We start from the raw sequence: 11,554 nt of genomic DNA on the forward strand, positions 1-11,554 counted from the left end.
AACTACTTTCCTCCTCGGGGGAGCCGGCGCCGAAGACGGGCCGCGACCCGGCGAAGCGTCACCGGCCAGACGGTGAACGCCAAGTGACCTTTGTGGTTGTTGTTGATCGTGACCAGATGCAGTCGGGTGCCGTCGCGGTACACCACCCGGTGGATCAGCGGCGGCCGGAACCCCCGCACCGGGACGGCGGCGCTGTCCGCCACCCGGACCCGGACCGCCCGGGTCGTTCCCGCCGGACCGAGGTCGGCCGCCAGATCCGGGAGCCGGAACGTGGCCTCCACAGTCGTGCCCATCGGGTCGGCCGGCAGCAGCCGCACGGCGGCCTCCGCCTCACCCACCCGCACGGACATGTCCCCGCCGACCAGGTCGGCGAGATCCGGCCGGGGACTGCGGGCGAGGATCTGCACCCGCCGGTCACCGTCGGGCCCGGTCACCGAGCGTACCGAAACCGCGGTCAGCGCGGCGAGCCACCGGCTCGCCGCCGGCTCCAACTCGTACCATTCGTCACTCAGGCCACCCGCCTCACCGAAGCCCGGGAACGCGGCGAACCAGCGCTGGTCGCGGACCACCGTCGAGGGCAGGCCGTCGGCGGCGGTCAGCCGGATGATCGCCACCAGGTCCTCCGGCCGGCCGTACGCGGCCGTGCCGACGAGCACGCGGGTGGCCGCGTCGAGCCGGTCGCGGATGCCGTCGGTGAGGTACTCCCGGACCAGCTTGCCGACCCGCGACCGGACCTGCTCCCGGGTCTCGGCGTCGAGTTTGAGGTAGTCGGGGCGGAACAGCTTCGCAATCTCCCAGGCGAAGTGGCGCCGCAGCACCGCGTCGCGCCGCTGCCCCGGCTCCACCATGTCGGCCACGAACCGGACGATGCGCTCCACACACTCCAGCCGGGCGAGATGGTCGCTGCGGTAGGTGATGTTCGTGGAGTTGAGGCGCTTGACCGCGAAGTAGTAGTCGTAGTCGGCGAGCACCGAGATGCGGGCCGCCCGCAGGCACGCCTCCAACGTGAACGGCTGGTCGCTGCCGACCGCCATGTCCTCCGGGAAGCGCAGGTGGTGACGCTCGATCAGGTCCCGCCGGAACAGCTTCGTGTTCGACAGCGAGAACGGCAGCGGCGAGTCGAACAGGTCGATGTCGGACCGGGTCCGGTCGTAGATCTCCTGGTGCACGTAGCGCTTGTTCACGCCGACCATGCGGCCGAGCACCACGTCCGAGCCCCACCGGTCGGCCGCCGACACCAGCCGCTCCAGCGCCTCGCGGCCCAGGTGGTCGTCGGCCCCGATGAAGAACACGTACCGGCCGGTGGCCAGGTCCAGCGCCCGGTTGCTGGGGGCGGCCGGCCCGCCGGAGTTGGGCTGGTGCACCACCGTCAGGACCGAGGGGTACGCCGCCGCGAACCGCTCCAGCTCCGCGCCGCTGCCGTCGGTGGAGCCGTCGTCGACCGCGACGATCTGCAGCCGGTCGTGCCCGATCGTCTGGTTGACGAGCGACTCGAGGCAGGTGGTGAGGTCCGGCATGGTGTTGTACACCGCGACGACGACCGTGACGTCCGGTCGGCTCACCGCCCGGCCGCCGTCCGGGCCGAGGTGTCGATCGTGACGGCGCCCCGTGCCGCGGCTGCCGCCCCCAGGTCCGCCGCAGAGACCGCCCCGTCAGAACCCATGCCCGTCCGTCTCCGTGTCAACCACTGTCGCACGTGCGACCCGAGCGAGTGTACGACAAGCGCGGCGCGGGAGGCCGATGCCCGGCCGTGCCGGGAAGCCGGTGTCGCCGTTGCTACCCTGCACCCGGCTCCGGGCGAGCGCTCCCGCCGGTCGCCGACGCCCCGGACGCCGACGCCGGGGGCGAAGATCACTCGGACAGGACCACGCATGACCGCACCGACGCGCGGCCAACAGCCGCCCGCGGAGACGGTTTCCCAGCACCGGGCCTCCTTCGGGCACCGGCTGGCGACCGCCTTCCGCAACGCCCTGCCCGCGCTCGTCGGCTACGTCGCCGTGCGAGCGGTGGGGCTGGTCACGCTCTGGCTCTGGGCCCGCGCCACCGGGGCCCGGCCGGCCGCGCTGCTCACCGGGTCCGACGGCGTGTGGTACCTGCGGATCGCGCGCGACGGCTACGACGGCTACGCCCGGGTCCAGAGCGACATGGCCTTCTTCCCGCTCTATCCCCGCCTGGTCGGGGCGCTGGAGCCGTTGACCCCGCTCGGCGCGCGCGCCACCGCGCTGGCGGTCGCCGCCGTCGCCGCGCTCGCCGCCGCCTGGGGTCTGTTCGCGGTCGGCGAGCGGCTGTACGACCGCCGCGTCGGCATCCTGCTCGCCGTGCTCTGGGGCGTGCTGCCGCACAGCATCGTGCAGAACATGAGCTACAGCGAGGGGATCTTCACCGCGTTCGCCGCCTGGTCCCTGTACGCGCTGCTGCGCCGCTCGTGGCTGCTCGCCGCCGTGCTCAGCCTGTGCGCCGGACTGACCCGGCCGACCGGCTCCGCGTTGCTCGCCGTGGTCTGTCTCGCGGCGCTGATCGCGGCGTTGCGCCGCCGCGACGGCTGGCGCCCGTGGGCCGCGCTGGTGATCGCGCCGGCCGGCTGGGTCGGGTACCTGGCCTGGGTCGGCCGGCAGACCGGGCGGCCGGACGGCTGGTTCCACATCCAGGACGCCGGCTGGGGCACCACCTTCGACTTCGGCGCCGACACGGTCCGGGTGGCGCAGCGCGTGCTGGCGCAGCCCACGGCGCTGACCATGTACGTGGTGACGCTCGTGGTGCTGATCGCGCTGGCGCTGTTCGTGCTCAGCGCCCTCGACCGGCAGCCCTGGCAGCTCCTGCTCTACAGCGGCCTGATCCTGCTCACCACGCTCGGCGCGGCCGGCTACTACCACGCGAAGGCGCGCTTCCTGCTGCCCGCGTTCCCGCTCCTGCTGCCGGTCGCCGTCGCGCTGGCCCGGGCCGGCTGGGCCCGGGCGGTCACCGTGCTGGCCCCGCTGCTGATCGTCTCCGCCTACTTCGGCGGCTACGTCCTGATCATCTGGAACCGGTCGCCGTAGGCGCGCCGCTCAGTTGCTGAACGGCCGCACGTCCCAGAGCCACACGTCGTCGACCTGGCGGCCCGGCCCGTACAGGGCGTCGAGCACCACGCGCAGGTCTTCCTGCCGGCGGTGCTTGGGCAGCGCCACCGCGTCCGCCCGCCAGTAGCGGGCGTCGGCGCGGGCCTGGGCGACCTCGGCCGGCGTCACGTCGGTGCCGCGCTTGCCCTCCGCGACCAGCGTGAGCAGCTTCGCCGTCGGCTGCGGCTCGACGCCCCACCGCCCGGTCGGGTCGTCCTTGGACGTGGGGGCGAGGAAGTAGCCCTGCGGGACCGCGAACTCGGCCAGCGCCGCCGAGCCCCAGTAGACCGAGGTCATGTTCGCCACCGGCACCGGCACCAGGGTGCGGCCGGGGGCCACGTGGTCACGCCAGGTGCCGGCGGTGACGAAGTCCGGCACCGCGGGACGGCCCTGGGCCGGCAGCGGGGTGGGCAGGATCGGCACCAGCGCGGCAGCCACCGCGACGACAGCGATCCGGGCCGGCAGCCGGTCCCCGTCACGCGCGAGACTCGCCACCCGGTCCAGGGCCAGCGCCAGCAGGACACCCACGGCCATGGTGGTGATGAACCCGAAGCGGGCCACCACCACGGCGTCGAAGACCGGAAGGTGCTGCAGCAACGCGAACGGCGCCGGGATCGTGGTCCGCTCGGTGCCCCAGGTCCAGGTGGTGCCCATCGACAGCAGCGCGCACACCACGGCGACCAGGGTCAGCACCCGGACGGTGACCTCCTTGCGCAGCCACCACGCGGCGGCGACCGCCACCACCACCAGCGACCAGCCGAAGAAGCTGACCTGCTCGGTGGTGTTCGGGCCCCAGCCGCCGGCGCTGGTCGGGCTGCCGGCGATCGACTCGGTCGCGTAGCGCACGTAGGAGCCGAGCTTCAGGGCGTAGACGTCGGGGCCGCCGGGGTGCCCCATCCGGTGCTGCGGCCCGAAGAACTGCATCCACAGCGGGTACGCGGTGACGACAGCGACCAGCGCTCCGGCCACCCCCAGCCCGCCCAGCAGCCGGGGGGCGCGCCGCAACGCGACCTTCGGCGCCAGCGCGAGATGGGCCAGCGCGGCGAGCAGGCAGCCGAGCGCGAGCAGGAAGAGGATCTCCACGCTGATGAAGAACTGTGCCGCGATCAGCGCGCCGAGCACCAGCCCGTCCCGCAGCACCCGGCCGCCCCGGGCCAGTGCCAGCACCCGCCAGCCGATCAGCGGCACCAGCCACTGCGCGGTCATGTGCGGGTGCCCGTTGCTGTGCGACACCAGCGCCGGCGCGAACGCGCAGAACAGGCCGCCGACGAACGCGGCGGCACGGGACCGCACCACGTGCCGGGACAGCACGTGGTACCAGGCGTAGCCGGTGCCGACCAGGTTGAGCGTCATCAGCAGCACGTACGCCGTCGGGGCGCCGAACAGCAGCGTCACCGGCGACAGCAGGATCCCGGGCAGCTGCATGCCGACGTTGGTCATCAGGTTCACGCCGTCGGGGGCGTTCTGCGCGGTGGTGAAGAACGGGTTCTCCAGGTGCCGGACCGCGTGCGCCGCGTACGCCAGCATCCACTCGTTGAACCCCTGGTCGTCCGGGCGGCTGCCGAGCAGGCGTCCGTCCGGGTTGCGCCACCCGCGGGCGGTCACCAGGAGCGCCCAGGCCAGGTAGACCGCCGCGACGACGCCGTCCCACCGGCTCCACCGCCGGACCGGCCGCTCGCCGGTCCCGTCGCCGGCCTCGGTGCGGCCGCCGTCGTCCGTCCCGGTCTCCGCCGGCTCCGGCGCCCGGCGGACCTCCGTGTCGCCGGGCGAGGTGTCTCCGGTAGTGGCCGCAGCGGGGTCGGTGGGACGGGTGTCCGGAACGGTCATGAGGCAGGAGTTTACGGCTGCGCGGCGTCGTCGCCCGGCACCCCCCGGGCCGCCCGCCCGGCGCGTCTCCACGGCCTGGTCAGCGCCGCGTCGAGCGCCGCCACGGCCAGCACCACCAGGCTGATCCGCAGGTAGATCGCCTCCTGGATGCCGAACCGGCTGTACTCCCCGGCGGACAGCATGAGGCTGGCGAGCACACTGACCAGGCTCACCACCACACCGAGCACGCCGGCCAGGACGAGCCACGGCCGCCGGCGGACCGCGCCGGTGAGCACGCACGCCAGCACTGTCGCCACGACGGCGCCGGCGAGCAGAGGAAGCACCATGTCGCGGCGCGGGTACCAGACCCTCTCGACCGCGTCCGGCAGCATCGACACCGGGCGGCCGTACGTGTGCAACTCGGTGCTGCCCAGCGCCATCGGCAGGATCCGGCCGACCATGATCTCGCGGTAGTGATCCGGCTCGGCCATCGCGTACCGGAAGCCGATTGCCATCTCGTGCTCCTCGGCCCACCGCTGCAGTTCGGGGCAGTTCGCGTACGCCTCGGAGAACTTGCGGACGTTCCACCGCCGGACCAGGCTCGGGTCCTCGATCGCCACGCACCGCGGCATGCCGAGCTCGCGGTGGTAGACCTGCCGAATCTCCGGGTCGCGCTGCACCTCGACCATCAGCCGGTAGAGGAACGTCTCGTCGGTCTGCGAGCGGCCCGACGCGCTCCACTTGGCGAACGTCTCGTCGGTGGGACCGAGCAGCGCCGCGTTCCAGCCCAGCCCGGCGCCGATCGCGACCAGCGCCACCACCGCCGCCCAGCGGTGCGGGCGGCTGCGCCACGCCAGCACCGCCAGCACCGCCGGCACCAGCGCGATGAACAGCAGCATGTCCTGCCGGACGAACATCCACCACACGGTCACCACGACCGTGGCGGCGAGCAGCGGCCACGAGCGCCGGCGTACCCAGAGCACCAGCAGGCCGAACGCGAGCAGGCCGAGGCTGATGGAGAGCGACTCGGCGGTCAGCGTGTGGTCCCACACGTAGACCGCGCGGGTCAGCGCCAGCACGAACAGCGCGACCCCGGCGCAGACCCGGGCGGTCGTGCCGCGCAGCATCGTCCAGAGCGCCAGCACGAGCACCACCCACGCCGCGGTGCTGATCAGGGCCTGCGCCCACGCGCGGGCCGGATCGCTGCCGGCGAGCGTGTAGAGCAGCGGCGTGCCCCACAGTCGCGGCGCGTGCCCGGTGAAGGAGAGCGTCGCGGTCGGGTTCGGCCCGTCGAGCAGCCCGGCGTACGACCGGGTGTCGAAGGTGCGGAACGCCTCGGCCCGCGCGGCGATACTCAGCCGCGCGGCGACGAACGCGACGACCAGACCCGCGAGCACGAGCTGCGCGGGGCGCGGCCGGGGACGCGGCCGCCGGGCGGCGGGCGGCTCAGCCGGCTCCTGCGGGCGCTCTTGAACGACCGACGACTCGACCATGACGGGATTTCCTCGCGCTCGTGCCGGCCTTGTCGGCGTCCAGAAGCGGAATGCCCCGATGTTAGCCTGGATCGCCCGCGTGGGGGTTCCCCTCACCGGCCGGCGCAGCCGGTTCCGCGGGGCGCCCACGGACGCCGCCCCGGTCGGACGGACAGTCAATCGGAGGGATCACCCACATGAAGGTCGTCAGCATCGTTGGCGCCCGGCCCCAGCTGGTCAAACTCGCACCGATCGCCGCGGCGTTCGCCGCCACGGAGCACGAGCACGTCATCGTGCACACCGGGCAGCACTACGACGCCGACCTCTCCGACGTCTTCTTCTCCGGGCTCGGCATCCCCGACCCGGACGTGCATTTGGGCATCGGTTCCGGCAGCCACGGCGTGCAGACCGGCAAGACGCTGGCCGCCCTCGACCCGGTGCTCGCGGCCGAACGACCCGACTGGGTGCTGGTGTACGGCGACACCAACTCCACGCTGGCCGGCGCGCTGTCCGCGGTGAAGATGCACCTGCCGGTGGCCCACCTGGAGGCGGGGCTGCGTTCGTTCAACCGCCGGATGCCGGAGGAGCACAACCGCGTCCTCACCGACCACTGCGCCGACCTGCTGCTGGCGCCCACCGAGGAGGCGGTGCGCCACCTGTCCGCCGAGGGCCTGGCCGCCCGTTCCGTGCTGGTCGGCGACGTGATGGTCGACGTTTGCCTGCGGGTGCGTGACGCGGTGCTGGCCGGTGACCAGCCGCGCCCCGAGCTGCCGGCCGGCATCGACCCGGACGCGCCGTACCTGCTGGCCACGCTGCACCGGGCGGAGAACACCGACGACCCGGAGCGGCTGGCCGCACTGGTGGGCGCGCTCGCCGAGCTGCCGGTGCCGGTCGCCCTGCTGGCGCACCCGCGCCTGCTGGCCCGGGCCGAGGAGCACGGCATCAAGCTGGGTGGCGGCGCGCTGCACGTGGGCCGGCCGCTGCCGTACGGCGGCATGGTGGCCGCGGTGCTCGGCTCCGTCGGTGTGGTGACCGACTCGGGCGGCCTGCAGAAGGAGGCGTACCTGCTGGACCGGCCCTGCACCACGCTGCGCCCGGAGACGGAGTGGGTGGAGACCCTCGCGGACGACTGGAACCGGCTGGTGCCGGACCCGTCCGCGCTGGGCGCCGACGGCTGGGTGCGGACCGCCACCCGGCCCCGGCCGGCCGCCGCGCGGGGCAACCCGTACGGTGACGGCCGCGCGGCCGAGAACGTGGTCCGGGTGCTCGCCGAGCACGCCCGCTGAAATCGGACCGGCCCGCCGGGCGCCGTCGCGATCGACGGTGCCGGCGGGCCGCTTCACGTGGTGCGGCAGGCGGCGTCAGGCCGCCGCGGTGAGCTGCGTCAACGGGGGCGGGTCGAGCGAGGTGGTGGCGACCACGTTCGGGAAGCGGCGGGCCAGCCGCCAGCCCAGCGTGATGGACAGCGCGTCGGAGGCCACGATCAGGTCGACCGGGTCGCGCTCCAGGTCCAGTTCGGACAGCCGCTTGTCGGCCAGCCGGGACAGCACCAGCGGGCGCACGTTCGAGTACGCCTTCATGAACACTCGCTTGTGGAACGCCCGGCTCAGGCGCTCCTGCCGCCGGCTGAGCCCGCTCGCCGTGCCGCCGCCGGCCAGCCGGCTCAGCCCGCGGGCCACCCGCCGGGGCCCGCTGGTGACCACGATCCGTTCGGTACGCAGCAGCGGATGCCGCTTCTCCGCGGCGCCGAGGGTGAACAGCCGCACGTTGGGCCGGCCGGCCAGGTCCGCCCAGTTGGTGTCGCTGAGGACCACCACGTCCAGCCGGGCGCCCTCGTCGAGGAGCCGCTCGGCCAGCGCCACGACCTTCTCGTGCGGTTTGTGGTTGAACGCCAGCAGCAGCGCCCGCGGCGTGCGGGACGCGCCCGCGGTGGGCGGCTGGTTGCCGGCTGCGTCGTCGAACGTCACGATGCGATCCTTCCCGCCTCGATCTTGCGCCGCACCATCGAGCGCAGCCTGGCCTCCAGCGGCGCCGTGACCGCCTGCCGGGTGAACGTGTCGGCGTGCGCACGCGCCTCGGCACGCTGCTTCGCCGACATGTCCCGGGCCGCCTTGCCGGCGGCGATCATCGACTCGGCGATGTCGTGCACGTCGAGGCTCTCCGGGTTGAACCAGAGGGGATAGCCGGCCAGCACGTCCTGCGCGGCGATGCCGGGCGCGTGCACCGAGACGATCGGGCTGCCGCTCGCCATGTACTCGAAGATCTTCCCGGAGGTGACGTACCGCGCGCCGCCGGCCAGGAAGACCAGCACGTCGCTGTCCTGGTAGACCTTGCCGACCTCGGTCTTGGAGACCGGGCCCCGGTAGTGGATGCCGTACTCGGGCAGCGCGTGCCCCTGCTCGCCCTCGACCAGGCCGAGCCGCGCGATGAGGTCGGTCTTGCCCTGCTTGAAGTAGCCGAGGTGACCGTGGATGTTCAGCTCCGCGTCGGCCAGGTCGGGATGCCGCCGGGCGATCTGGAACGCCTCGGCCATCTGCTCCACCGGCTGGGTGCTGTTCATGGTGCCGAGGAAGGAGAAGCGCAGCGGGCGGTCGCGGTCCGACTCGGACGGCGGCGTGGGCGCGTCGAGCTGGGTCAGCAGATCCGGGTCCCAGCCGTTGGGGACCACCATCATCCGGTCCGCGGCGTTCGGGTAGCGGTCGGCGTACCAGGCCAGCAGCGGCTGGTTGACGAAGATCGAGGCGGAGGCGTCGCGCAGGATCCGGCGCTCCCAGCGCCAGGCGGGGTGGCCCGGCTCGTACCCCGGCTCCTCGGTGAACATGTTGAGCGTCCAGGCGTCGCGGTAGTCGACGGCGAACGGCACGCCGGTGGCCTTGTGGATCATCCAGGCGGCGGCGAACGAGGCGAACGGGTTGCCGGTGGCGAGCACCACGTCGAAGCGCCGCCGGGCGTGCATCCGCAGCGCCTTGCGCACCGACGCCAGCGCCCAGGACAGGTAGTGCTCGGGGAAGAACTTCTTCAACCCGAAGTTGTAGAGGTTGCGGGCCAGGATCGGCGACATGCCCCGGAACCGGCCGTAGGCGTGCAGGTCACGTTCCCAGGCGAAGTGGCTGATGTTGGGCCGCTCCACCTGGACCGACGGGTGCACGGTCTCGGCCAGCTGCTCGTCGACCGAGCCGATCACCCGGTGCAGGAACGACAGCGGCGACGCGAAGGCGGTCACGTCCCAGCCGTGCTCGGCCAGGTAGTTCGCGGTGGCCCGGGCCCGGTACACGCCGCTGGCCCGCGACGGCGGAAAGTAGAAGGACAGGTACAGGATGCGCGGTCGGCGCGTCGGGCGCGTCATGGATTGTCCCCCTGGGCGGAATCCGGGTCGGGTCGGTTCTGGCCATCGGTCGCCACTCCAGAGTAGTCGTAACTGAAGCAGACTCTCGGGCTCGCGTGACCGCGTCGGCGCTCCAGCAGGCGCACCGCGTACGGCATCGCCACCGGATCGGTGACGACGAGCACATCCACCGTGGGACGCGCGCAGGCCCGGGCGAGAAGCCGGTCACGCTGGTCGCCGCGCATCCGCACGAACGCCCGGTGCGCCGGGTCGGCGAGGCGCCGCTGGAACGCGCGCTCGGCCCGCTTCGACACCTTCCGCAGCGGACCGCGGCCGATGGTCCGCAGCAGCTTGCGGGGCGCCTTGTACAGCGCCGCCTGTTCGACCCGGTCGGCCGGCAGCCGACGTTGCAGGGCGGCCAGGTCGATCACCCGCACGCCGGTGGCGAACGTCTCACGACTCCAGGGGCCCATCTTGTCGACCACCACGGTGGCGGCGCCCCCGTCGGCGATCACCTGGCGGGACTCCTCCACGACCGCGCGCCGCCGGACCGACCCGACGGACAGGAAAAGGACGTGCATCTCACTCCATCAGCTGCGGCGCCCGGCGTCAGACCGCCGGGTCGGCCTCGTCGGAGAACCACAGGCGGCGGTGCGTCTCGGCGACGGCGGCGTAGCCGTACCGGTCGGCGAGCGCCTTACGGGCGTGGGCCGGTTCGAGGTCGTCGGGGAACCGGGACCGCAGCCGCCGGTATCCGGCGACGATCGTCTCCGGGTCGTCTGTCACGTCGATCATCTGACCGGCGGCGTCCTCGATGCCGGCCAGCGTCCGCTCCGGACCGCCGCAGCGGGTGACCAGGACGGGCAGCCCGGCCGCGATCGCCTCGATGACCGCCACCCCGAACGTCTCGCGGCGGCTCGGGTGCACCAGCAGGTCGTGCTCCCGCATCAGCTCCAGCGCCCGCTCGGGCGGGACCGCCCCGGTGAACGTGACCGCGTCGGCCACCCCGAGCTCGGCCGCCCGGGCGGTCAGGCTCGCCAGCAGCGCGCCCTCCCCCACCAGCGTCAGCGTCAGTGCCGGGTCGTCCTGCCGGCACCGCGCGAACGCCTCCAGCAGCAGCGGTACGCCTTTGAGCTCGGAGAGCGCGCCGACGAACAGCCACCGGCGCAGCGCGGTGATCGGCGTCGGGCGGGGCCGGTCGAAGGAGATCGGGTTGGCGATCGCGCCGATCCGGTCCGCGTGGTGCGGGAACGCCTCGACCAGCGGGGCCCGGACGCCCTCGCCCACGGCGAGGAAACCGGCGCACCGGTCGAGCACCTCGTCGTACATCTCCCGGCCGCGGGCGGTCTCGAGCACCTTGTCCAGGAAGCTGGCGTGCTCGGTCACGTAGACCCGGGTGTCCGGGCCGGCGTTGCGGATCGCCGCCCAGCCGCTGGGCAGCCCGACGTGGGCGTGCACGACCGGTGCGGTGAGCGGACGGCCGCCGAGGGCCGCGCGCAGCGCCTCGTCGTGCCGGTCGGCGATCTCCGCGTGCCCCAGCCCGCGGGGCACCGGCACCGGGACGTAGACCAGGTCGGCGCCGCCGACGGTCGGGGTGCGGTGCCGGGCGTGGCCGAGCAGGACGCGGTGGGCGTCCTTGACCCGGCGCTCAGCCGCCGGATCGAGGGCGGCCACCCAGGCGTCGCAGTGATAGACGGTCATCCGGTCGGAAACCGGTGCGGTCGCGTCGACCATCGCCTGGACGAACGAGCCGCGGAAGGGCAGTTCGCGGGTCGGGAACCAGGGCGTGAGGACGACGACGTCCCGTGCTGAAGTTGCCGGCACCCGAACCTTCCTCGCCGCAAGTAGGGACC

Annotated in this window: 9 protein-coding genes; 2 read left to right on the top strand and 7 right to left on the bottom strand. The window is 73.4% G+C overall.

What is annotated here, in order from left to right; all coding sequences use genetic code 11:
* Window positions 1-2 precede the first annotated feature (2 nt).
* Window positions 3-1,562, bottom strand: coding sequence for a glycosyltransferase (locus DQE82_RS17350; protein ID WP_043325108.1), 1,560 nt, complete (start codon window positions 1,560-1,562; stop codon window positions 3-5).
* A 309-nt stretch (window positions 1,563-1,871) separates the two neighbouring features.
* Between DQE82_RS17350 and DQE82_RS17355 the strand changes: the two genes are divergently transcribed.
* Window positions 1,872-3,038 carry a hypothetical protein gene (locus DQE82_RS17355; protein ID WP_233514694.1) on the top strand — a complete coding sequence of 389 codons (1,167 nt, stop codon included), beginning with the start codon at window positions 1,872-1,874 and terminating at the stop codon, window positions 3,036-3,038.
* Between the two features lie 9 nt (window positions 3,039-3,047).
* Here DQE82_RS17355 and DQE82_RS17360 read toward each other — a convergent pair whose 3' ends face one another.
* Both DQE82_RS17360 and DQE82_RS17365 read right to left on the bottom strand, forming a co-directional pair.
* Entirely contained in the window at window positions 3,048-4,925 is a 1,878-nt protein-coding gene (locus tag DQE82_RS17360; protein ID WP_113973212.1) for a hypothetical protein, read from the bottom strand.
* Between the two features lie 11 nt (window positions 4,926-4,936).
* Window positions 4,937-6,397, bottom strand: a complete 1,461-nt coding sequence (locus DQE82_RS17365; protein ID WP_113973213.1) for a hypothetical protein — start codon at window positions 6,395-6,397, stop codon at window positions 4,937-4,939.
* A gap of 176 nt (window positions 6,398-6,573) precedes the next feature.
* On the opposite strand from DQE82_RS17365, the gene wecB reads away from it, so the two are divergent.
* On the top strand, window positions 6,574-7,662 hold the full coding sequence (gene wecB / locus DQE82_RS17370; protein ID WP_043325111.1) for a non-hydrolyzing UDP-N-acetylglucosamine 2-epimerase: 1,089 nt from the start codon (window positions 6,574-6,576) through the stop codon (window positions 7,660-7,662).
* A gap of 75 nt (window positions 7,663-7,737) precedes the next feature.
* Here wecB and DQE82_RS17375 read toward each other — a convergent pair whose 3' ends face one another.
* Genes DQE82_RS17375 through DQE82_RS17390 form a run of 4 tightly spaced genes read right to left on the bottom strand, consistent with a single transcriptional unit; the run spans window position 7,738 to window position 11,525 of the window.
* The gene (locus tag DQE82_RS17375; RefSeq protein ID WP_113973214.1) at window positions 7,738-8,343 is read right to left on the bottom strand and encodes a hypothetical protein; all 606 of its coding nucleotides are present in this window, start codon (window positions 8,341-8,343) and stop codon (window positions 7,738-7,740) included.
* On the bottom strand, window positions 8,340-9,722 hold the full coding sequence (locus DQE82_RS17380) for a glycosyltransferase (RefSeq protein WP_030499733.1): 1,383 nt from the start codon (window positions 9,720-9,722) through the stop codon (window positions 8,340-8,342). The genes DQE82_RS17375 and DQE82_RS17380 overlap by 4 nt, the downstream gene beginning before the upstream one ends.
* The gene (locus tag DQE82_RS17385; RefSeq protein WP_051611092.1) at window positions 9,719-10,282 is read right to left on the bottom strand and encodes a hypothetical protein; all 564 of its coding nucleotides are present in this window, start codon (window positions 10,280-10,282) and stop codon (window positions 9,719-9,721) included. Before DQE82_RS17385 ends, DQE82_RS17380 begins: the two co-directional genes overlap by 4 nt.
* A gap of 28 nt (window positions 10,283-10,310) precedes the next feature.
* Window positions 10,311-11,525, bottom strand: coding sequence for a glycosyltransferase (locus DQE82_RS17390; protein ID WP_223201138.1), 1,215 nt, complete (start codon window positions 11,523-11,525; stop codon window positions 10,311-10,313).
* Between the last annotated feature and the right edge of the window lie 29 nt (window positions 11,526-11,554).

It is taken from the genome of Micromonospora sp. LHW51205 (genome assembly GCF_003315815.1).
GTDB classification, from domain to species: Bacteria; Actinomycetota; Actinomycetes; order Mycobacteriales; family Micromonosporaceae; genus Micromonospora; species Micromonospora chalcea.

Excerpts from the sequence above, each read along its gene's own strand:
- DQE82_RS17355 (WP_233514694.1), top strand. The coding sequence starts at position 1,872 with ATGACCGCACCGACGCGCGGCCAACAGCCGCCCGCGGAGACGGTTTCC.
- DQE82_RS17360 (WP_113973212.1), bottom strand. The coding sequence starts at position 4,925 with ATGACCGTTCCGGACACCCGTCCCACCGACCCCGCTGCGGCCACTACC.
- DQE82_RS17365 (WP_113973213.1), bottom strand. The coding sequence starts at position 6,397 with ATGGTCGAGTCGTCGGTCGTTCAAGAGCGCCCGCAGGAGCCGGCTGAG.
- wecB (WP_043325111.1), top strand. The coding sequence starts at position 6,574 with ATGAAGGTCGTCAGCATCGTTGGCGCCCGGCCCCAGCTGGTCAAACTC.
- DQE82_RS17380 (WP_030499733.1), bottom strand. The coding sequence starts at position 9,722 with ATGACGCGCCCGACGCGCCGACCGCGCATCCTGTACCTGTCCTTCTAC.
- DQE82_RS17385 (WP_051611092.1), bottom strand. The coding sequence starts at position 10,282 with ATGCACGTCCTTTTCCTGTCCGTCGGGTCGGTCCGGCGGCGCGCGGTC.